The sequence below is a fragment of the Streptomyces sp. RKAG337 genome (assembly GCF_023701715.1).
Lineage (GTDB): Bacteria > Actinomycetota > Actinomycetes > Streptomycetales > Streptomycetaceae > Actinacidiphila.
The window spans coordinates 1,939,806-1,961,009 of sequence record NZ_JAJOZA010000001.1 but is presented as its reverse complement, the minus strand read 5'-3'; the positions used below and the strand labels follow the sequence as shown (position 1 = coordinate 1,961,009).

Annotated in this window: 21 protein-coding genes; 16 read left to right on the top strand and 5 right to left on the bottom strand. The window is 71.4% G+C overall.

Going from position 1 to position 21,204, the window contains the following annotated elements; translation table 11 throughout:
• A complete protein-coding gene (locus LNW73_RS08580) occupies positions 1 to 234 on the bottom strand; it encodes an Lrp/AsnC family transcriptional regulator (protein ID WP_138356479.1) in 234 nt (77 codons plus the stop codon).
• Between the two features lie 148 nt (positions 235 to 382).
• Here LNW73_RS08580 and LNW73_RS08575 point away from each other — a divergent pair, with 148 nt between their 5' ends.
• Both LNW73_RS08575 and thiD read left to right on the top strand, forming a co-directional pair.
• Positions 383 to 1,363 carry a thiamine-phosphate kinase gene (locus tag LNW73_RS08575; protein ID WP_250989528.1) on the top strand — a complete coding sequence of 327 codons (981 nt, stop codon included), beginning with the start codon at positions 383 to 385 and terminating at the stop codon, positions 1,361 to 1,363.
• Positions 1,364 to 1,373: 10 nt separating this feature from the next.
• Positions 1,374 to 2,174 carry a bifunctional hydroxymethylpyrimidine kinase/phosphomethylpyrimidine kinase gene (thiD, locus tag LNW73_RS08570; RefSeq protein WP_250989527.1) on the top strand — a complete coding sequence of 267 codons (801 nt, stop codon included), beginning with the start codon at positions 1,374 to 1,376 and terminating at the stop codon, positions 2,172 to 2,174.
• 139 nt (positions 2,175 to 2,313) lie between these two features.
• On the opposite strand, the gene rpmB is transcribed toward thiD, so the two are convergent.
• On the bottom strand, positions 2,314 to 2,499 hold the full coding sequence (rpmB, locus tag LNW73_RS08565; protein ID WP_138356476.1) for a 50S ribosomal protein L28: 186 nt from the start codon (positions 2,497 to 2,499) through the stop codon (positions 2,314 to 2,316).
• 209 nt (positions 2,500 to 2,708) lie between these two features.
• On the opposite strand from rpmB, the gene LNW73_RS08560 reads away from it, so the two are divergent.
• The 10 genes from LNW73_RS08560 to mutM all read left to right on the top strand — a co-directional run bounded on the left by LNW73_RS08560 (position 2,709) and on the right by mutM (position 12,325).
• Positions 2,709 to 4,469: a DAK2 domain-containing protein gene (locus tag LNW73_RS08560; protein WP_250989526.1), complete on the top strand. Its 1,761-nt coding sequence runs from the start codon at positions 2,709 to 2,711 to the stop codon at positions 4,467 to 4,469.
• A gap of 46 nt (positions 4,470 to 4,515) precedes the next feature.
• Positions 4,516 to 6,717 carry an ATP-dependent DNA helicase RecG gene (recG, locus tag LNW73_RS08555; RefSeq protein ID WP_250989525.1) on the top strand — a complete coding sequence of 734 codons (2,202 nt, stop codon included), beginning with the start codon at positions 4,516 to 4,518 and terminating at the stop codon, positions 6,715 to 6,717.
• Between the two features lie 107 nt (positions 6,718 to 6,824).
• Positions 6,825 to 7,343 carry a hypothetical protein gene (locus LNW73_RS08550; RefSeq protein WP_250989524.1) on the top strand — a complete coding sequence of 173 codons (519 nt, stop codon included), beginning with the start codon at positions 6,825 to 6,827 and terminating at the stop codon, positions 7,341 to 7,343.
• 69 nt (positions 7,344 to 7,412) lie between these two features.
• A complete protein-coding gene (gene rsmD / locus LNW73_RS08545; protein WP_250992851.1) occupies positions 7,413 to 7,994 on the top strand; it encodes a 16S rRNA (guanine(966)-N(2))-methyltransferase RsmD in 582 nt (193 codons plus the stop codon).
• A gap of 26 nt (positions 7,995 to 8,020) precedes the next feature.
• Complete coding sequence (gene coaD / locus LNW73_RS08540) at positions 8,021 to 8,500, top strand: pantetheine-phosphate adenylyltransferase (RefSeq protein WP_187145035.1); 480 nt, start codon at positions 8,021 to 8,023, stop codon at positions 8,498 to 8,500.
• A 56-nt stretch (positions 8,501 to 8,556) separates the two neighbouring features.
• Positions 8,557 to 9,624: a cell division initiation protein gene (locus LNW73_RS08535; RefSeq protein WP_250989523.1), complete on the top strand. Its 1,068-nt coding sequence runs from the start codon at positions 8,557 to 8,559 to the stop codon at positions 9,622 to 9,624.
• A gap of 201 nt (positions 9,625 to 9,825) precedes the next feature.
• A complete protein-coding gene (locus LNW73_RS08530) occupies positions 9,826 to 10,446 on the top strand; it encodes a YceD family protein (protein WP_138356470.1) in 621 nt (206 codons plus the stop codon).
• Between the two features lie 2 nt (positions 10,447 to 10,448).
• Positions 10,449 to 10,622: a 50S ribosomal protein L32 gene (gene rpmF, locus LNW73_RS08525; protein ID WP_138356469.1), complete on the top strand. Its 174-nt coding sequence runs from the start codon at positions 10,449 to 10,451 to the stop codon at positions 10,620 to 10,622.
• 19 nt (positions 10,623 to 10,641) lie between these two features.
• On the top strand, positions 10,642 to 11,379 hold the full coding sequence (gene rnc / locus LNW73_RS08520) for a ribonuclease III (protein WP_138356468.1): 738 nt from the start codon (positions 10,642 to 10,644) through the stop codon (positions 11,377 to 11,379).
• Positions 11,380 to 11,449: 70 nt separating this feature from the next.
• On the top strand, positions 11,450 to 12,325 hold the full coding sequence (mutM, locus tag LNW73_RS08515) for a bifunctional DNA-formamidopyrimidine glycosylase/DNA-(apurinic or apyrimidinic site) lyase (protein ID WP_250977939.1): 876 nt from the start codon (positions 11,450 to 11,452) through the stop codon (positions 12,323 to 12,325).
• Between the two features lie 42 nt (positions 12,326 to 12,367).
• Here mutM and LNW73_RS08510 read toward each other — a convergent pair whose 3' ends face one another.
• Positions 12,368 to 12,781, bottom strand: a complete 414-nt coding sequence (locus tag LNW73_RS08510; protein WP_250989522.1) for a winged helix-turn-helix transcriptional regulator — start codon at positions 12,779 to 12,781, stop codon at positions 12,368 to 12,370.
• A gap of 86 nt (positions 12,782 to 12,867) precedes the next feature.
• Complete coding sequence (locus LNW73_RS36820; RefSeq protein WP_250989521.1) at positions 12,868 to 13,755, bottom strand: CAP domain-containing protein; 888 nt, start codon at positions 13,753 to 13,755, stop codon at positions 12,868 to 12,870.
• A gap of 121 nt (positions 13,756 to 13,876) precedes the next feature.
• Between LNW73_RS36820 and LNW73_RS08500 the strand changes: the two genes are divergently transcribed.
• The 4 genes from LNW73_RS08500 to LNW73_RS08485 all read left to right on the top strand — a co-directional run bounded on the left by LNW73_RS08500 (position 13,877) and on the right by LNW73_RS08485 (position 20,208).
• Positions 13,877 to 14,158 (top strand): acylphosphatase, encoded by a 282-nt coding sequence (locus LNW73_RS08500; protein ID WP_250989520.1) that lies wholly within the window; start codon positions 13,877 to 13,879, stop codon positions 14,156 to 14,158.
• A gap of 343 nt (positions 14,159 to 14,501) precedes the next feature.
• Positions 14,502 to 14,705, top strand: coding sequence for a hypothetical protein (locus LNW73_RS08495; protein ID WP_138356463.1), 204 nt, complete (start codon positions 14,502 to 14,504; stop codon positions 14,703 to 14,705).
• 180 nt (positions 14,706 to 14,885) lie between these two features.
• Positions 14,886 to 18,575: an AAA family ATPase gene (locus tag LNW73_RS08490; protein WP_250989519.1), complete on the top strand. Its 3,690-nt coding sequence runs from the start codon at positions 14,886 to 14,888 to the stop codon at positions 18,573 to 18,575.
• Positions 18,576 to 18,789: 214 nt separating this feature from the next.
• Entirely contained in the window at positions 18,790 to 20,208 is a 1,419-nt protein-coding gene (locus LNW73_RS08485; RefSeq protein WP_250977944.1) for a sugar porter family MFS transporter, read from the top strand.
• Between the two features lie 9 nt (positions 20,209 to 20,217).
• Here the strand turns inward: LNW73_RS08485 and LNW73_RS08480 are convergent, their stop codons facing one another.
• Positions 20,218 to 21,201, bottom strand: coding sequence for an LLM class flavin-dependent oxidoreductase (locus LNW73_RS08480; RefSeq protein WP_250989518.1), 984 nt, complete (start codon positions 21,199 to 21,201; stop codon positions 20,218 to 20,220).
• Between the last annotated feature and the right edge of the window lie 3 nt (positions 21,202 to 21,204).

Sequence of the window (21,204 nt, the reverse complement as noted above, 5' to 3'; positions counted from 1 at the left end):
CTACAGATGGACGACGGGACAGGTCAGAGTACGGGTGATCCCGTCCACCTGCTGTACCTTCGCGACCACCATGCGGCCCAGGTCGTCGACCGTATCTGCCTGGGCCCGGACGATGACGTCGTAGGGACCGGTGACATCTTCGGCCTGAATGACGCCGGAGATCTTCGCAATCGTCTCCGCTACTGCCGAGGCCTTCCCAACCTCGGTCTGGATCAAGATGTACGCCTGTACCACGGAACCTCCAGGGCGGCTTCGAGGATCATGTGGGAGGGGGGACGCCACGTTATCGCGTCGCCGCACGGCGCGGGGAGACCCGCGCGGTACCGAGCACTCGCTTTGAGCGGAATCTCCAGGGGAATGACGACGTGAAAGGGACAAACAGATGAAGGGGACCGTGGGCGAGTTGGGGGAGTTCGGGTTGATCAGGGAGTTGACCTCCCGGCTCACGACCACTCCCAATGTACGCCTGGGGCCTGGGGACGACGCGGCGGTGGTGGCCGCGCCGGACCGCCGGGTGGTCGCCACCACCGATGTGCTGCTCGAAGGCCGGCACTTCCGGCGCGACTGGTCGACCGCCTACGACGTCGGCCGCAAGGCCGCGGCACAGAATCTCGCGGACATCGCCGCGATGGGCGCGGTGCCCACTGCGGTCCTGCTGGCGCTGGTCGTGCCGGCCGAGCTGCCGGCCACCTGGCCGATCGAGCTGATGGACGGCATCCGTGACGAGTGCCAGGTGGCGGGGGCCGCCGTGGTCGGCGGCGACGTGGTGCGCGGGGACACGATCACGGTCGCGATCACCGCGCTCGGCGACCTCCGCAACCGCGAGCCCGTCACCCGGTCCGGCGCCCGGCCCGGCGACGTCATCGCGGTGACCGGCTGGCTGGGCTGGTCGGCCGCCGGCCTCGCGGTGCTCTCCCGCGGCTTCCGCTCGCCGCGCGCGTTCGTCGAGGCGCACCGGCGGCCCGAGCCGCCGTACCACGCGGGCCCCGCGGCGGCCGAGCTCGGCGCCACCGCGATGACGGACGTCAGCGACGGACTGGTCGCCGACCTCGGGCACATCGCGACGGCCAGCGGGGTGCTGATCAACCTGAAGTCCGCGGACATCGACGTACCCGCGCAGATGTCCGACATCGGGCAGGCGGTCGGCGTGGACCCGCTGCACTGGGTGCTGACCGGGGGAGAGGACCACGCGATCGTCGCGGCCTTCCCGCCCGACGTGAAGCTCCCGGCCCGCTGGCGGGTGATCGGCGAGGTGCTCAAGGCCCCCGGCACCCCGCACGTCACCGTGGACGGCGCCGCCTGGGACAAGGCCGGCGGCTGGGACCACTTCGGCGACACCTCGGCGCAGGGCGCCGGGGACTAGGTTCACGGGTATGCGTACGTCACCGCCCAGGGTGCTCACCGTCGCCGGATCCGATTCCGGCGGCGGTGCGGGCATCCAGGCCGACCTGAAGACGATGCTGGCGCTCGGTGTGCACGGCATGAGCGTGCTGACCGCGGTCACCGCGCAGAACTCGCTGGGCGTCCAGGGCGCCTGGGAGCTGCCGGTGGCGGCCGTTCGCGCGCAGTTCCGCGCCGTGGTCGACGACATCGGCGTCCAGGCCGTCAAGACCGGCATGCTCTCCTCGGCCGCGATCGCCTCCGAGGTGGCCGCTCTGCTGGCGGACGTGGGCGCCCCCGTGGTCGTCGACCCGGTCGGCATCTCCAAGCACGGGGATTCCCTGCTGACGGCGGGGGCCCTGGAGGCCGTCCGCACCGAGCTGCTGCCGGTGGCCACCGTCGCCACCCCGAACCTCGACGAGGTCACCCAGCTGACGGGTGTCGTGGTGGACGGCGAGGCGGCGATGGGCGAGGCCGCGGAAGCGGTGCTGGCGCTCGGGCCGCGCTGGGTCCTGATCAAGGGCGGCCATCTCGACGGCGACGCCGTGGACCTGCTCTCCGACGGCTCGCGGGAGCACTGGTTCCGCGCCGCCCGGTACGACAACCGGCACACCCACGGCACCGGCTGCACGCTGGCCAGCGCCATCGCCTCGTACCTGGCCCTGGGGCTTGAGGTGCCGGCGGCGGTCGGCGCCGCCAAGGACTACGTCACGGGCGCCATCGCGGCCGGCTTCCGGCTGGGCGGCGGCATCGGCCCGGTCGACCACGCATGGCGGCAGCGCCGGGAACCCTGAGCAGGGAGCCGCCGGCGGCGTCAGCGCCCGGCGGCCGGCCGGGAACGGGCGACCGGCCGGAAACGCAAGAAAACCGGCCCACCCTGAGGTGGACCGGCTTCGAGTAGCCGCAAGGCTGCGCTGCTACGACGTGTACGCGTCAGCGCGAGACCTTGCCGGCCTTGATGCACGAGGTGCAGACATTGAGGCGCTTCGGCGTCCGACCGACCACAGCACGCACCCGCTGAATGTTGGGATTCCAACGGCGGGGAGTACGGCGGTGCGAGTGGGAAATAGCGTTGCCGAAGCCCGGCCCCTTGCCGCAGACGTCGCAGTTGGCAGCCACGGGTCACTCCAAAGACTTCGAGATGCACTTACAGTGAAAAGCCCGGGAGATTCCCGGACAACCGGAGCAGCATACAACGGCCACTCCCGCACAACGAAATTACCACGGTCGCGGGGTCCGCGGTCCCGGGGCGGCTGCCGCCGTGACCGTTGTCACGGCTACTCTCACCTGCAGCAGTCTCCGCTTCCGGTGTCCCGCAGGAGGACTTGGTGCCGCACACGCTCGACGCTTCCGCGGTGCGCGCGTGGTGCCGACTGGCCCTTCAGGCGCTGGGCCGGGCCCGCGAGGAGATCGACGCGATCAACGTGTATCCGGTCGCCGACGGGGACACCGGCACCAATCTGTACCTGACGATGGAATCCGCCGCCCAGTCCGTCGACGCCGTCTTCGACGGCCATGCCGCCTCAGGACACACCCCCGACCTCGCCCAGGCCTTCCGCGCGATGTCCCACGGCGCCCTGATAGGCGCCCGCGGCAACTCCGGCACGATCCTCGCCCAGCTGCTGCGCGGCATGACGGAAGCGCTCACCGACAATCCCGCGACGGGTAACGGCGTCACGGGTGGTGCCTCGGGCGGAACCGCCGCGGCCGGGGATCCGGACAGCGCCGAACTGCTGCGCCGGGCGCTGCGCCGGGCCGCCGGGTCCGCGTACCTGGCGGTCGCCCACCCCGTCGAGGGGACGATGCTCACCGTCGCCACCCAGGCCGCCACCGCCGCGGAGCGGGACGGCGGCGGCCCGGTGTCCGTCGCGCGAGCCGCCCACCAGGGCGCGCGCACCGCGCTCGCCGCCACCACCGGGCAGCTCGCCGTACTCGGCCGGGCCGGCGTCGTGGACGCGGGCGGGCGCGGGCTGGTGGCCGTGCTGGGCGCGCTCGCCGACGCGCTGGCCGGCGAGGTCCCGATGGGACCGCTGGCCGATCACGCGCCGCCCGTCCCGTACGGCTGCCGCGACGAGGACGGCTCCGACCCGCACGTCGTGCCCGGCGGGCCGGCCTTCGAGGTCATCTACCTGCTGGAGGCGTCCGACACCGCCCTGCCCGCGCTGCGCGGGCGGCTGGACGCCCTGGGGGACTCCCTGGTGGTCGTCGGCGGCGACGGCCTCTGGAACGTCCATGTCCACGTGGACGACGCGGGAGCCGCCATCGAGGCCGGTATCGAGGCCGGCCGCCCCTACCGGATCCGCGTCACCCACTTCGGCGACCAGGTCCGTGAGCGGCCCGACACGGACACCGACACCCACGTGGTGCCCGATGCGGTTTCCCGGCACCACGAAGGTGCCGGGGACGGCGGGCGGCCACCGGAGCGGGTGCGGCGCGCCGTCGTCGCCGTCGTCCGGGGTGACGGGCTCGCCGACCTCTGCGCGCAGGCCGGCGCGACGGTCGTCGCCGTCCGCCCCGGCGACCCGCCCGCCAGCGGCGAGATCGCGGCCGCTATCCGCCGTGCCAACGCCCGCGAAGTGGTGCTCCTCCCGAACGACGTGGAACTGCGGCACGCCGCAGGCGCCGCCGCCGACCGGGCCCGCGCCGACGGCGTCCGGGTCGCCCTGATCCCCACCCGCTCCCCGGTGCAGGGCATCGCCGCGCTCGCCGTCCACGAGCCCGCACGGCGCTTCGACGAGGACGTCGTCGCCATGACCTCGGCGGCCGGCGCCACCCGCTACGCGGAACTGGCCGTCGCCGAGCACCAGTCCTGGACGATGGCCGGCATCTGCCAGGCCGGCGACGTCCTCGGGCTGATCGACGGCGATGTCGCGGTCATCGGCGGGAACCTGGTCGAGACCGGCACGATCGTCCTGGACCGCATGCTGGCCGCCGGCGGCGAGATGGTCACCCTCGTCCTCGGCGCCGGCGCCCCGCCCGACCTCGCGGACCGCATCGAGGCCCACGTCCAGGCCGGCCACCTCGCGGTGGACACCGTCGTCTACCAGGGCGGCCAGCAGACCTGCCCGCTCCTCATCGGCGTCGAATAACCGCTCGCCGCAGGCCGCCCCCGCTTTGTCACTGCCGTGCGCAAAGATGGACCCGATGTCTGCCCTGGACGAACCCCTGAAGAAATCGGTCGGCGGCCGCACGGCAAAAGTGCTCGCCGACCACCTCGACCTGCACACCGTCGGCGACCTGCTGCACCACTACCCGCGCCGGTACGCCGAGCGCGGTGAGCTGACGCGGCTGGCCGACCTCCCGCTCGACGAGCACGTCACCGTCGTCGCGGAGATCGCCAAGGCCGACAAGAGGACCTACAACGGCGGCACGGGCGTCCGCCTGGAGGTCGTCGTCACCGACGGCAGCGGTTCGCTGACCCTGGTGTTCTTCAGCAAGGCCGCGCACGCGCACGCCCACCGGCTGATCCCCGGCCGCCGAGGGATGTTCTCCGGCAAGGTCTCGGTCTTCAACCGCACCCGCCAGCTCGCGCACCCCGACTACCAGTTGCTGGACGCGGACGACGCCAAGGGCGGGGAGTCCGACGTGGCGGCCGCGTTCGCCAACCAGCAGATCCCGCTCTACCCCGCGTGCAAACAGATCAGCTCCTGGCAGATCGCGCAGTCCGTGCAGACGGTCCTCGACTCGATGCGGGGCACCAGCTGGGCGGGCGTCGGCGAACCGCTGCCCGCCGCGCTGCGCGAGGCGCGCGGCCTGGCGCCGCTCTCCGAGGCGCTGGAGAAGATCCACCGGCCGCGCACCAAGGCTGACATCGCCGAGGCGCGGGACCGGCTGAAATGGGACGAGGCGTACGTCCTCCAGGTGGCCCTGGCACGCCGCCGGGCCGCGGACTCCGCGCTGCCCGCCACCCCGCGGGTGCCGCACGCCGACGGGCTGATGACCACGTTCGACACCCGGCTGCCGTTCACCCTCACCGAAGGCCAGCAGAAGGTCTCGGCCGAGATCTTCGCCGACCTGGCGACCGAACACCCCATGCACCGCCTCCTCCAGGGCGAGGTCGGCTCCGGCAAGACGCTGGTCGCGCTGCGCGCCATGCTCGCCGTCGTCGACTCCGGCGGCCAGGCCGCGATGCTGGCACCCACCGAGGTGCTCGCCCAGCAGCACCACCGGTCGATCACCGAGATGATGGGCGACCTCGCCGGCGGGGGCATGCTGGGCGGCGCGGAGAACGCCACCAAGATCGTGCTGCTCACCGGCTCCATGGGGGTGCCCGCCCGCCGTCAGGCCCTGCTCGACCTCATCAGCGGGGACGCCGGAATCGTGATCGGCACGCACGCGCTGATCGAGGACAAGGTCCAGTTCCACGACCTGGGCCTGGTCGTCGTCGACGAGCAGCACCGCTTCGGCGTCGAGCAGCGCGACGCGCTGCGCGCCAAGGCCACCAAGCCCCCGCACCTGCTGGTGATGACCGCGACCCCGATCCCGCGCACGGTCGCCATGACCGTCTTCGGCGACCTGGAGACGTCCGTCCTGGACCAGCTGCCGGCCGGCCGCTCGCCGATCGCCACCCACGTCGTCCCGGCCAAGGACAAGCCGCACTTCCTGTCCCGCGCCTGGGAGCGGGTGCGGGAGGAGGTGTCGAAGGGCCACCAGGCGTACGTGGTCTGCCCGCGCATCGGCGACGAGGAGGACGCGAAGAAGAAGCCGGACGACGCGGAGCGCCGCCCGCCGCTGGCCGTCCTGGACATCGCCGAGCAGCTCGCCGCGGGGCCGCTGGCCGGGCTGCGGGTCGAGGTGCTGCACGGCAGGATGCAGCCGGACGCCAAGGACGACGTGATGCGCCGGTTCGCCGCCGGCCAGGTGGACGTCCTGGTGGCGACCACCGTCATCGAGGTCGGGGTGAACGTCCCGAACTCCACCGTCATGGTGATCATGGACGCCGACCGCTTCGGCGTCTCCCAGCTCCACCAGCTGCGCGGCCGCGTCGGCCGCGGCTCCGCCCCGGGGCTCTGCCTGCTCGTCTCCGAGGCGCACGAGGCGAGCCCCGCCCGGCAGCGCCTCGCCGCCGTCGCGGCGACCCTGGACGGCTTCGAGTTGTCCCGTATCGACCTGGAGCAGCGCCGTGAGGGCGACGTCCTCGGCCAGGCCCAGTCCGGCACCCGTTCGTCGCTGCGCATGCTGACCGTGATCGACGACGAGGAGGTCATCGCCGCCGCCCGCGACGAGGCCACCGCGCTGGTCGCCGCGGACCCCGAACTGGCCGACCACCCGGACCTGCGCAGCGCCCTGGAGAGCCTGGTCGACGCGGACCGCGAGGAGTACCTCGACAAGGGCTGAGCAGGGCTGCTGAGCAGGGCCGAACTGCCGTGCTGAGCAGGGCGATTGTCAGTGCCTCCTGAGAGAATGGACGTAGTCCAAGTCGATGGACCTTTGGGGGCAAAAGCATGTCGTTCCGTCATCTCAACGAACTGCCGCTCGGCGACAAGGTCTTCCGGATCGAGCTCGCCAGCGACGACGACACCAACGTCACTCTCAGCCTCTCCGGATGGAGTGAGGACGACCCCGACACCCTTCTCGCGTCAGGCGATCTGCGGCTGCCCATGGCGGACGTGCCGTCCCTGCGGATCGCTCTCAACCGCGCGCTGCGCGCCCTCGCGCTCGTCGCCGACGTATCGGAGCCCATCCCCGACCGTGACGTGCTCCGGGAGCTGTTCCCCGGCCACGGCGCCCCCTGGGTGCCGCAGCACGAGGAGGAGCTGCTGCGGCGGTTCCACGACAGTGAGACCGTCGCCCGGATAGCCGCCCGCTTCGGGCGGACCCCGGACTCGGTCCGCACCAAGCTGCGTGAGCTGGGGCACGACCCGCGCCGCCCGGAGTTCTGCCCGCCCGACGGCTGCCTGTCCTGGTCCCGCTACGCGTCCACCGCGCTGGTGGGGGCGGTGGAGGAGCCCGGCACGGAGTGACTCCGTATCGTGGGGGAGCGGCCGCGAACAGCGCCGTTCCCCCACGATGTCGAGGACGTGAAGGACGAGATGACCCGCGTGATCGCCGGAGCCGCCGGTGGCCGCCGCCTGGCCGTGCCCCCGGGCAATGGGACCCGCCCCACCTCGGACCGCGCCAAGGAGGGGATGTTCTCCACCTGGGAGTCGCTGCGCGGCACGCTGAACGGTGCCAGGGTGCTGGATCTGTACGGCGGCTCGGGGGCGATCGGCCTGGAGGCGCTCTCGCGCGGCGCCGAGCACGTCCTGCTGGTCGAGTCCGACCCGGCCGCGGCCCGCACCATCCGGGAGAACGTGCAGATGATCGGGCTGCCCGGCGCCGAGGTGCGGGCCGGCCGGGCCGAGCAGGTCATCGCCGGCCCGGCGCCCGCGACCCCGTTCGACATGGCGTTCCTGGACCCGCCCTACGACATGGGTCACGACGAACTGCGGGAGATCCTGCTCACACTCCGCATTCAGGGGTGGCTGGATGACGACGCGATCGTCACCGTGGAACGGCGCACCCGTGGCGGAGTCTCCCCCTGGCCCGACGGCTTCGAGGCCGTGAGGGCCCGCCGCTACGGCGAGGCGACACTTTGGTACGGTCGCGCCGCCGAAGTTACCGCCGAGTCATGAACGGCCCGGAGAGCGAGGAGTCTCAGTTGCGTCGCGCAGTCTGTCCGGGGTCTTTCGACCCGATCACCAATGGACATCTCGACATCATCGCCCGCGCCTCCAGGCTCTACGACACCGTGTACGTCGCGGTGATGATCAACCAGTCCAAGCAGGGCCTGTTCTCGGTCGAGGAGCGCATCGCCCTCATCCAGGAAGTCACCGCGGAATTCGGGAACGTGCAGGTCGAGTCGTTCCACGGGCTGCTCGTCGACTTCTGCAAGCAGCGGGACATCCCGGCCATCGTCAAGGGTCTGCGCGCGGTCAGCGACTTCGACTACGAGCTGCAGATGGCCCAGATGAACATCGGGCTGTCCGGGGTCGAGACGCTCTTCGTGCCGACCAACCCCACCTACAGCTTCCTCTCCTCCAGTCTCGTCAAGGAGGTGGCCCAATGGGGCGGCGACATCTCCCACTTGGTGCCGCCGACGATCCTGGCGGCTCTCAACGACCGGCTCGGGCAGCGCTAGAGTCTGCATGTCCCGTCCGGACCCGGCCGGGCCCCGCTGAGGAAAGACTGACGCCCGTGGACGTGCAGAAGAAGCTCGACGAGATCGTCGCGGCCATCGAAGGCGCGCGGTCCATGCCGATGTCCGCCTCGTGCGTGGTCAACCGTGCCGAGCTGCTGAGCAGGCTCGAAGAGGTGCGCTCCGCGCTCCCCGACTCGCTGTCGCAGGCCGAGGCGCTGCTCGGCGGCCGCGAGCAGATGGTCGAGGAGGCCCGGCTCGAAGCGAACCGGATCATCGAGTCGGCGCACGCCGAGCGCGGCTCGATGATCTCGGACACCCAGGTCGCCCGCCAGTCGCAGGACGAGGCGGAGCGCATCGTGGGCGAGGCCCGCCGCGAGGCGGAGGAGATCCGCGCCGAGGCCGACGACTACGTGGACAGCAAGCTCGCCAACTTCGAGGTCGTGCTCACCAAGACCATCGGCTCCGTCGACCGCGGCCGCGAGAAGCTGCTCGGCCAGGGCCCCGGCCTGGACGAGCAGGGCTACGAGGACGCGGACGCCCCCGAGCGCAGCGCCGACCCGGAGACGCTGCGGCGCCGGGCCGACGACTACGTGGACACCAAGCTGGGCGCCTTCGAGGCGGTGCTCTCCAAGACCCTGGAGGCCGTCGGCCGCGGCCGGCTCAAGCTGACCGGCCACAGCGTCGCCGACGAGCTGGGCGCCCACATGGCGGCCCAGGACGCCGCGGACGCGGCGGGCGGCCACCAGACCGACGCCGAGTTCATGGCGGGCCTGGCGGCCCCGGTCCCCGCGCAGACCCAGCAGACGGACTACTCGTACGACGCGACGCCGGCCACGCCGGACTACGGCTACCAGCAGGACTACGGCCAGCAGGCCGCCTACTCGGACCCGTACGCGGCTCAGCAGCAGCAGGGATACCCGGAGCAGGCCGGCTACGGCGGCTACCAGCAGGACTACGGGCAGCAGACCTACGCCGACCCGCAGGGCCAGTACCAGCAGCAGCCGTACGACCAGCAGCCGCAGCACCAGCCCCAGCACCAGGCCGCGGCCCTGGACGAGACCAGCCTCTTCGACACCGGCATGATCGATCTGAACCGGCTGCGGGAGCTGGAACAGGGGCGCTGAACGCGCTGGTCACGGGGGTGGTCGGAAGGCCAGGGGGTGAAAAAACGGGGCGGCGCGAAGCGCCTCGTCGCAAGGGTGGTGGCGGGCGACGGGTGGGCGAGTTGGGTCCTGCCCGGACGTCCAGTATCCTGACCTTTCCAGCCGTGTGAATCGCCGGCTCTTTGGGCTGCCCACCCTCCGGGGTGAGGGCATGTCGCACCGATGAAAGAGGAAGCCCTGAAAACCCCCCGTCTCGACCACCGCGAGCCTCTCGTGTTCGACACGCACGAGCTGGGTCGTCGTCCTGGTTCGATGCGGAAGGTCTCCCGTTCGGTGCCGGCACCCAAGGATCTCGGTATCGAGGTCATCGGGGTGCCCGAGGGCACGGCAGTACAGCTGGAGCTCCGACTGGAGTCGGTCATGGAGGGGGTACTTGTCACAGGTACCGTCCGTGCACCGCTCTCGGGAGAGTGCGTAAGGTGTCTGGAGCCGTTCGAGCGCAAGCTCGATGCGGACTTCCAAGAGATGTACTCCTACCCCGACGCCGACACCCGGACCGCCCGCAAGGACGAAGCCGGTGACGACGCGGAGGAGGAGGACGTTCTCTTCCTCGAGGACGACCTGTTCGATCTCGAACCCGCGCTGCGGGACGCGGTGGTGCTCGCACTGCCGCTGCAGCCGGTGTGCCAGGAAGACTGCCCGGGACTGTGCTCCGATTGCGGAGAGCGGCTCGCGGACGACCCGGACCACCACCATGAGGTCGCCGACATCCGGTGGGCGGCCCTGCAGGAATTTAAGAAGAGCGGTGCCGACCAGGGCGCCGACGAGAACCAGGAGAAGTAGCCGTGGCTGTTCCGAAGCGGAAGATGTCGCGCAGCAACACGCGCCACCGCCGTGCGCAGTGGAAGGCTGTTGCCGTGAGCCTGGTGGCGTGCGAGAGCTGCCACCAGCCGAAGCAGAGCCACATCGCGTGCCCGAGCTGCGGCACGTACAACCGTCGTCAGGTCCTCGAGGTCTGATCGGCGGGTGACAGGCTTCATGTCAGACGCCAAATCGCCGAAGCAGGCGCCGGCGGACACAGCCTGGCCTCACACGCTTCTGGAAGGGCGGCTCGGGTACACACTCGAGCCCGCCCTTCTGGTGCGTGCGCTGACCCATCGTTCGTTCGCGTACGAGAACGGCGGTCTGCCCACCAACGAGCGGCTGGAGTTCCTCGGGGACTCCGTGCTCGGCCTGGTGGTCACGGACACGCTGTACCGCACCCACCCCGACCTGCCCGAAGGCCAGCTGGCCAAGTTGCGGGCCGCGGTGGTCAACTCTCGTGCGCTGGCGGAAGTGAGTCGCGAACTCGACCTGGGCGGATTCATCCGGCTGGGACGGGGCGAGGAAGGCACCGGCGGCCGGGACAAGGCATCGATCCTCGCGGACACCCTCGAGGCGGTCATCGGCGCGGTCTATCTGGACCAGGGTCTGGATGCCGCTTCCGAGTTCGTGCACCGCCTCTTCGATCCGCTGATCGAGAAGTCGTCCAACCTCGGGGCAGGCCTGGACTGGAAGACCAGTCTCCAGGAGCTGACCGCGAGCGAGGGCCTCGGTGTTCCCGAATACGTGGTCACCGAGTCGGGTCCCGACCATGAGAAGACCTTCACGGCTGCCGCCCGCGTCGGTGGTGTCGAGTACGGCGCCGGCACCGGCCGCAGCAAGAAGGAAGCAGAACAGCAGGCGGCCGAGGCCGCCTGGCGTGCGATCCGCGAATCCGCCTCAGCGGCGAGCTGATCGCACACACGTCAGAACGAGCCCACCGACGATCAGTCGGTGGGCTCGACGCGTACCCGGAGGAGGGGCGTTGCCCGAGCTGCCTGAGGTCGAAGTGGTCCGCATCGGTCTGGAGCGCTGGGTCACCGGGCGCACCGTCGCGGATGCGGAGGTGCTGCACCCGCGCGCCGTCCGGCGGCACCTGGCGGGCGCCGGTGACTTCACGGACCGGCTCGCCGGCGCCCTGATCGGCCCCGCCCGCCGCCGGGGCAAGTACCTGTGGCTGCCGCTGGACGGGACGACCGCGCTGCTCGGGCACCTCGGGATGAGCGGCCAGCTGCTGATCCAGCCGCACGCGGCACCGGACGAGACCCATCTGCGGGTCCGGATCCGGTTCGACGACGAGCTCGGCACCGAGCTGCGCTTCGTCGACCAGCGCACCTTCGGCGGTCTGTCGCTGCACGACGTCGTGCCGGGCAGTCCGCTGGCGCTGCCCGTACCGCTCGCCCACATCGCGCCGGACCCGCTGGAGGACGTCTTCGACGAGGAGGCGTTCCACACCGCGCTGCGCCGCCGCCGGACCACGATCAAGCGCGCCCTGCTCGACCAGTCGCTGATCAGCGGGGTCGGCAACATCTACGCCGACGAGGCGCTGTGGCGCTCCCGGCTGCACTACGAGCGGCCCACCGCGACGATGACCCGGCCCAGGACGGCCGAGCTGGTGACGCACATCCGCGAGGTGATGAGCGACGCGCTGGCGGCCGGCGGTACGAGCTTCGACAGCCTGTACGTCAACGTGAACGGTGAATCCGGGTACTTCGACCGGTCGCTGGACGCGTACGGGCGGGAGGACGAGCCCTGCCGCCGCTGTGGAACCGCGATCCGCCGCCGCCCGTGGATGAACCGGTCCAGCTACTTCTGCCCGCGCTGCCAGCGCCCGCCGGTGCCCGGCCGCGATCCCCGGTAGCGGGCTGAGAGCTCACGTCTCACGGCCTACGGCGCAGGGGGCTCACACGCTCGCCGTGCGGGCGGCGTGCGCCGCGTCATAGGTCTCCCGGGCGGCCAGCACCTCGGGCATCCGGCCCTCGACCAGCTGGATCAGGTCGAGCAGCCGGCGGGTGGTCTCCCGGCCCAGCTCGGTGAGCCGGTACTCGACACGCGGCGGATTGGTCGTCTGCGCCTCACGGTGCACCAGCCCGTCCCGTTCCAGGGCGTGCAGCGTCTGGGAGAGCATCTTCTCGCTCACGCCGTCGATCCGGCGGCGCAGCTCGTTGAAGCGCACGGTGTCCTCGCCGAGCGCGCCGAGCGTCAGGCTGCCCCAGCGGCCGGTGACGTGCTCCAGCGTGCCGCGGGAGGGGCAGTCCCGCGCGAAGACGCTGAACGGGAGCCCGTCGCCCTGGGTGTCGCTCCTGCAGGTGTCCATGGCATGAGCGTACTCCTGGGTTGCGCTGACCCAGGGCTTGTGCTTTCGAACGGTTAGCCCTCTCGCCCGCTCTCCCGCCCGCTCTCCTAGAAGCCGAAGTCCTGGGTCCACCAGGGGCCGCCCGGCGCGTAGTGGACGCCGATGCCGAGGGTCTTGTAGTCGCAGTTCAGGATGTTGGCGCGGTGTCCCGCGCTGTTCATCCAGGCGGTCATCACGGCGTCCGCGTCGGCCTGGCCGCGGGCGATGTTCTCCCCGCCGAGGTTGGTGACGCCGGCCGACTTGGCCCGGTCCCAGGGGGTGTCGCCGTCCGGGTCCGTGTGGTCGAAGAAGTCCCGGATCGCCATGTCCTCGCTGAAGGCCTGGGCGAGCTTGGCCAGCGACGGGTCGGCGGTCACGGGGGAGCAGCCGACCTTGGCACGTTCGGCGTTCACCAGCTTCAGCACCGCGGCCTGGGCGGTGACGGCGGTTCCGTCCTGGGTCGGCGTGGGCTTCGGCGTCGGGGTCGCGGTGGGGGACGGCGTCGCGGACGGGGTGGTGGGCCGCGGCGTGACCGGCGTCCTGGTGGGCGTGACCTTCGGGGCCGGGGTGGTGCTGGGTGCGGCGGCCGAGGTCGGCGGCGTCGTCGGCGTCGTCGACGGGGTGCCGCCGCGCGTCGTGGACGGACTGCTCGGCACGCTCGTGCGGCCGGTGGTGCTCGGGGACGGGTAGCCGGTCTCCGGCAGCGACGGGCCGGACGAGCCGTCCGGCTGGGTGCGCGTCCCGCCGGGGCTGCCCTGGGCGGTGATGCCCCCCGGTCCGCCGTTCAGCGACGACAACAGCCCGGACGACATCGCGACGGCGCCCACGGCCAGAGCTGCGGACGACGCCAGCAGCCCGGTGCGAACGGCGCTGTGGCGTCGCCGGGGGCCCCGGTGGCCCCGACGGCTCCGGGTCGGCGCGACGGCCTCGGTGGCATTGCGACTGTGGCGGCCCATTAATGCTGTCCTCACGGTCTCGGATTAACCCGAACGGGTGAGTCCTGTTGCGGGCCGACTGTAGCGAATGACGCACGGGACCGGAGTGAAGCCTGTGCAACTGACGGGATAGCGTGCACACATGAACGAAAATGTCCGGCTTACGGCCTGGGTGCGCGGGCGCGTCCAGGGCGTCGGCTTCCGCTGGTGGACCCGGGCCAACGCGATGCGGATCGGCGGTCTGGACGGTTACGCCGGCAACCTCGCCGACGGCCGGGTGCAGGTGGTGGCCGAGGGGGACCGGGCGCAGTGCGAACAAATGCTCGACTGGCTGGCCACCGGGGACACGCCCGGCCGCGTCGACGGAGTCACCGAGATCTGGGGCCGGCCGCGCGGCGGCTACGACGGGTTCGAGATCCGCTGAGCGTCACGCCCCGCGTACATGCGGTAGGCAATCGCCTACGGCAAGGCTGCCCGGGACAGTTGCCATATCCGGAGTGTCGTGCAAGGCTGCCGACATCGAGGATGATCTCGACGCCCCACGGGCAGCCGCCGGCGCTCTTTCGCCGTGTTTTCTGAGGCTGGCCCGATGGCTGGGCTGTGATCGTGTTGACCGTCCAACTATTTGGTGAGACGCTGGAAGCCCCGCGCATCGTAGCCGTAATGCAATCAAAGCGGCGGCTTCAGCGCACCGCGCGGGTGCACATACCCCTCACCCACGACCCTACCGCTCCCGGTCGGTCACTCAGCGTGGAGGACCATCAATCATGGCAAAGGCGCTTCTCGGTTACGTCGGCGGCCCCGACCCGCGACTCCTCGCCGAGATGCGAAGGCTTCAGCAGCGCGTTCAGGATCTGGAGTCCGAGCTTGTTCGGATGCAGACGGAGAACGACGCACTGACTGTGGCGTCGCACGAAGAGTCGCTGCTCAGCAGCATCGATGTATCTCGCGCGGAGCCCGTACCCGCCTGATCCGGACGCATCACCGGACGGGTGCCACGGCACCGCTAGAGTTTTTTGCAAGGGACGCCTCGGCGTCCCTTCGTCGTTCCGTCTTCACCCGCAGGCCCCCCGACGATCACTGTTGTCATCGTCTGATGTGCCCTGCACCTTCCCCGGCGAAACCGAACACGGAAGGTAGAGTCCGACGGCGTGCATCTCAAGAGCCTCACGCTGCGCGGATTCAAATCCTTCGCCTCCGCCACGACGCTGCGCTTCGAGCCCGGCATCACGTGCGTCGTAGGCCCCAACGGGTCCGGTAAGTCCAATGTGGTGGACGCGCTCTCCTGGGTCATGGGGGAGCAGGGGGCCAAGTCGCTGCGCGGCGGCAAGATGGAGGACGTCATCTTCGCCGGCACCACAGGGCGCCCGCCGCTGGGCCGCGCCGAGGTGTCGCTGACGATCGACAACTCCGACGGTGTGCTGCCCATCGAGTACGCCGAGGTCACCATCACGCGGATCATGTTCCGCAACGGCGGCAGCGAGTACCAGATCAACGGCGACACCTGCCGGCTGCTCGACATCCAGGAGTTGCTCTCCGACTCCGGCATCGGCCGCGAGATGCACGTCATCGTCGGCCAGGGCCAGCTCGACTCCGTACTCCACGCCGACCCGATGGGCCGCCGCGCCTTCATCGAGGAGGCGGCCGGTGTGCTCAAGCACCGCAAGCGCAAGGAGAAGGCGCTGCGGAAGCTGGACGCGATGCAGGCCAACCTCGCGCGCGTCCAGGACCTGACGAACGAACTGCGGCGGCAGCTCAAGCCGCTGGGACGGCAGGCACAGGTCGCCCGGCGGGCCGCCGTCATCCAGGCCGACCTGCGCGACGCCCGGCTGCGGCTGCTCGCCGACGATCTGGTCACCCTGCGCGAAGCGCTGAGCGCCGAGGTCGCCGACGAGGCGTCGCTCAAGGAGCGGCGGGATGCCGTGGAACGGGACCTGGCCGCCGCGCTGCGGCGCGAGACCGCGCTCGAGGAGCAGGTCAGGGCACTCGCACCGCGGCTGGCCGACGCACAGGCCACCTGGTACGGCCTCTCCCAGCTCGCCGAGCGGGTGCGCGGCACGATCGGGCTCGCCGAACAGCGGGTGCGGCACGCCACCGGCCAGCCCGCCGAGGAGCGGCGCGGCCGGGAGCCGGAGGACATGGAACGTGAGGCGGCCCGGATCCGTGAGCAGGAGGCGGAACTGACGGAAGCTCTCGACGCGGCGCGGCGGGCACTGGACGACACCGTCGGCCACCGTGCCGCCCTGGAGCAGGAGCTCGCGGCCGAGGAGCAGCGGCTGCGGACCGTGGCACGGGCCATCGCGGACCGCCGGGAGGGGCTGGCGCGGCTGCAGGGCCAGGTCAACGCGGCGCGTGGCCGGGCCGGTTCCGCCGAGGCGGAGATCGGCCGGCTCGCCACCGCCCGCGACGAGGCACGGGACCGCGCCGAATCCGCGCAGGAGGAGTACGAGGAGCTCAAGGAACGGGTGGACGGCCTGGAGGCGGACGACTCCGAACTGGAGGAGCGCCTGGCGGCCGCGACAGCGGAACAGGCGGCGGCCGAGGAGGCGTTCTCGGCCGTCCGCGACGCCGCCACCGCGGCCGAGCGCGAGCGCGCCGCCCTCACCGCCCGGCGCGACGCGCTGGCGCTCGGCCTGCGCCGCAAGGACGGCACCGGCGCGCTGCTCGCCGCGGGCGACCGGCTCACCGGGCTGCTCGGCCCCGCCGCCGAACTGCTCACCGTGGCGCCCGGCTTCGAGATCCCCGTCGCCGCCGCCCTCGGTGCGGCTGCCGACGCCATCGCCGTATCGGGCCCCGCGGCGGCCGCCGACGCGCTGCGGCTGCTGCGCAAGGACGACGCCGGCCGTGCGGCCCTGCTGCTTGCGGACGGAACGTCGTCCGGGGTGTGGTCCGGCGGTCCCGGCGGCACCCCTGCCCACCAGCCGGCCACCGGCCCCCAGTCGGCGACGCTGCCGCAGGCCGCCGTGGCCGCCGCCTCCGTGCCGCACGCGCGCGCCGAAACCGCCCCGCTGCCCGCGGGGGCGAGGCAGGCGGCCGGTCTGGTGGGCGGGCCCGAGGATCTGCTGCCCGCCGTCCGCCGTCTGCTGCGCGACACGGTCGTCGTGGAGAGCCTCGACGACGCGGAGGCCCTCGTGGCCGCGCACCCGGAACTCACCGCCGTCACCGCCGAGGGCGATGTGCTCGCCGCGCACTTCGCGCACGGCGGGTCGGCGGGCGTGCCGAGCCTGCTGGAGGTGCGGGCCGCCGTGGACGAGGCGGCCCGTGAGCTGGAGCGGCTGGCGGCGCTCTGCGAGTCGCTGGCGGAGGAGCAGCGGGAGACGAAGGAGCGGCGCACGGCGTGCGCACGGACCGTGGACTCGCTGGCGCAGGCGCGGCGGGCGGCGGAGAAGGAGAAGTCGTCGGTCGCCCAGCAGCTGGGCCGGCTGGCCGGCCAGGCGCGCGCCGCCGGGGGAGAGGCCGAGCGCAGCGCCGCCGCCGTGGGGCGGGCCGAGGAGTCGCTGGCCGCGGCGATGGAGGAGTTCGAGGAGCTGTCGGTACGGCTGGGGGAGGCCGTGGAGGCACCCGGCGAGGAGGAGCCGGACACCTCCGTACGGGACCGGCTGTCCGCCGACGGGGCCAACGCGCGGCAGACCGAGATGGAGGCGCGGCTTCAGCTGCGGACCCACGAGGAGCGGGTGAAGGGGCTGGCCGGGCGGGCGGACGGGCTGGACCGCGCGGCCCGTATCGAGCGGGAGACCCGGGCCCGCGCCGAGCAGCGCCGGGCCCGGCTGGAGTACGAGGCCCGGGTGGCCGCCGCGGTGCTGGCCGGTGCGCGCGCCCTGCTGGAGTACGTGACGGTGTCGCTGGGCCGCGCGGACGAGGAGCGCGGGGCGGCCGAGCGGGCCCGCTCGGAGCGCGAGGCGCAGCTGGGGGAGGAGCGCCGGCAGGGCCGGGAGCTCAAGGCGGAACTGGACAAGCTGACCGATTTCGTCCACAAGGGCGAGGTGCTGGGTGCCGAGAAGCGGCTGCGCATCGAGCAGTTGGAGACCAGGTCGCTGGAGGAGCACGGCATCGAGCCGTCCGGGCTGGTCGACGAGTACGGCCCGCACCATCCGGTGCCGCCGTCGCTGCCCGCCGAGGGCGAGGAGCTGCCCGAGGATCCGGAGCACCCCCGCAACCGGCCGAAGCCGTTCGTGCGCGCGGAGCAGGAGAAGCGGCTGAAGTCCGCGGAGAAGGCGTACCAGCAGCTGGGGAAGGTCAACCCGCTGGCGCTGGAGGAGTTCTCCGCGCTGGAGGAGCGCCACAAGTTCCTGACCGAGCAGCTGGAGGACCTGAAGAAGACCCGGCTGGATCTGCTGCAGGTCGTCAAGGAGGTCGACGAGCGCGTCGAGCAGGTCTTCTCGGCGGCGTACCACGACACGGCGCGCGAGTTCGAGGGGGTGTTCTCCCGGCTCTTCCCTGGCGGCGAGGGCCGGCTGATGCTGACGGATCCGGACAACATGCTCACCACAGGTGTGGAGGTTGAAGCGCGGCCGCCCGGGAAGAAGGTCAAGCGGTTGTCGCTGCTGTCGGGTGGTGAGCGCTCGCTGACCGCGGTGGCGCTGCTGGTGTCGATCTTCAAGGCCCGGCCGAGTCCGTTCTATGTGATGGACGAGGTCGAGGCGGCGTTGGACGACACCAATCTGCAGCGGCTGATCGGGCTCATGGAGGAGCTTCAGGAGAGTTCACAGCTTGTCGTCATCACGCACCAGAAGCGGACGATGGAGGTCGCCGATGCCCTGTACGGCGTATCGATGCAGGGCGATGGGGTCTCCAAAGTGATCAGCCAGCGGCTGCGTGAGGGCAAGCGCAAGACTGCCTGAGCCCGTATGCATTCAATTGATGAACTCAAGCGGGTGAGCTCTGTGCCCATCCATGTCGGATGGGCCAATGGACCCCCTGTTGACTTCGAAACTTGAAGGCATAGTCTCTGCAACGTCACTTTTACCTTCGAGTGGTGGCCGCCCAGGGGGCGGCTGACACTGGAGGATCCAGCCCCTCATGTGAGGGCTCACCGCCGAGCCCCAGGAGTCCACGTTGACCAGTACCGAACCTGTGGCCGGTCGGGAAGGCCGTCTGGCCCATCCGGATCACCTCGGCCATGTCATCTTCATCACCGCGGCGGCCGCCATGGGCGGCTTCCTGTTCGGCTACGACAGTGCCGTGATCAACGGCGCGGTCGAGGGCATCCGCGGCAAGTACGACATCGGCTCCGGCACCCTTGCCCAGGTCATCGCCATCGCCCTGATCGGCTGCGCCATCGGCGCCGCCACCGCCGGCCGGATCGCCGACCGCATCGGCCGCATCCGCGTCATGCAGATCGCGGCCACCCTCTTCACGGTCAGCGCCGTGGGCTCCGCGCTGCCGTTCGCCCTCTGGGACCTCGCCATGTGGCGGGTGCTCGGCGGTATCGCCATCGGTATGGCCTCGGTGATCGGCCCGGCGTACATCGCCGAGGTCTCCCCGCCCGCCTACCGCGGCCGGCTCGGCTCCTTCCAGCAGGCCGCCATCGTCATCGGCATCGCCATCTCGCAGCTCGTCAACTGGGGCCTGCTGAACGCGGCCGGCGGTGACCAGCGCGGAAAGCTGATGGGCCTGGAGGTCTGGCAGGTCATGCTCGGCGTGATGGTCGTCCCGGCCGTCCTCTACGGGCTGCTCTCCTTCGCGATCCCCGAGTCGCCGCGCTTCCTGATCTCCGCGGGCAGGACCGCCCACGCCAAGAAGGTGCTCGAAGAGGTCGAGGGCAAGCACATCGACCTCGACGCACGGGTGGCCGAGATCGAACACGCCATGCGCAGTGAGCACAAGTCGACCTTCCGGGACCTGCTCGGCAGCCGCATGGGCTTCCTGCCGATCGTCTGGGTCGGCATCGGCCTCTCGGTCTTCCAGCAGCTCGTCGGCATCAACGTGGCGTTCTACTACTCGTCCACGCTGTGGCAGTCGGTGGGCATCGACCCGAGCAGCTCCTTCCTGTACTCGTTCACCACCTCGATCGTGAACATCATCGGCACCGTGATCGCGATGCTCCTGGTCGACCGGATCGGCCGCAGGCCGCTCGCGCTGATCGGTTCCGCGGGTATGGCCGTCTCCCTGGCGCTGGAGGCCTGGGCTTTTTCCGCCAAGACCGCCGAGGGGACGCTCCCGAACACCGAGGGCACCGTGGCGCTCATCGCCGCCCACGTCTTCGTGCTCTTCTTCGCCCTCTCGTGGGGTGTCGTGGTCTGGGTCTTCCTCGGCGAGATGTTCCCGAACCGGATCCGCGCGGCGGCGCTCGGCGTGGCGGCCTCCGCGCAGTGGATCGCCAACTGGGCGATCACCGCGAGCTTCCCGAGCCTGGCGGACTGGAACCTGTCCGGGACGTACGTCATCTACGCCTGCTTCGCGCTGCTCTCGATCCCCTTCGTGCTCATCTTCGTGAAGGAGACCAAGGGCAAGACGCTGGAGGAGATGGGCTAGCCCGCGTCCTTACTTCAAACGCGGCAGCACCTGCTCCGCCAGCAGATGCAGACTGCGCCAGCCCTCGTCGACCGGCATGCCCCCGCACAGGGGGTGCAGGACCAGGCTCGCCTGGTCCCCGCCGGCCTCGGCGAGGGCGACGCATTCGTCGGGCGTGACGATCCGGTAGACCCCCTCGCGGCGCAGCTCCTCGACACCGGTGGCGGCCGAGCGCACGGCGGAGCGGATGTCCGCCGACTGCCAGGAGGCGTACATCCGCGCCTCGTGCAGCAGGTGCTCGCCGTACTGCGCCCAGGCGCGGTCGGGGTCCTCGGCGATGTGCAGCAGCGGGACCTTCGCCGGCGGCATCATGCACCAGCCCTCGGTGCCGTACTCGGCGAGCCGCTCCCGGTAGTACGCCTCCAGCTCCGGCAGGTACGCGCTGGGGAAGAGCGGCAGCCCGAGCCGGGCGGCGCGGCGCGCGGCCGCCTTCGAGCTGCCGCCGACCAGCAGCAGCGGATGCGGCTGGGTGAACGGGCGTGGGGTGACCTGTACGGTCCTGCCGCGGTAGGCGAAGGGCTCGCCGGTCCACGCGGTGAGAAGTGTCTCCAGCACCTCGTCCTGGAGCTTGCCGCGGTGCGTCCAGTCCCGGCCGTGCGCCTCGTACTCCGCCTGCCGGTAGCCGATCCCCGCCACGGTGACGAGCCGGCCGCCGCTGAGCAGGTCCAGTACGGCGATGTCCTCGGCCAGCCGCAGCGGATCGTAGAGCGGCCCGATCAGGGCGGAGACGGTGACCGCGATCCGCCGGGTGGCACCGAAGACCGCGCCCGCGAAGGTGAGCGGCGAGGGCAGCCACCCGTTGGCCGCGCCGTGGTGCTCCTCGGTCTGGACGGTTCCTACGCCGCGGTCGTCCGCGTAGGCGGCCATCTCCAGGGCCGCCTTGTAGCGGGCACTCAGTGACGCCGGCTCGGCGGCGGGATCGACGAGGTTGAAACGGATGACCGTGACGGGCATGGC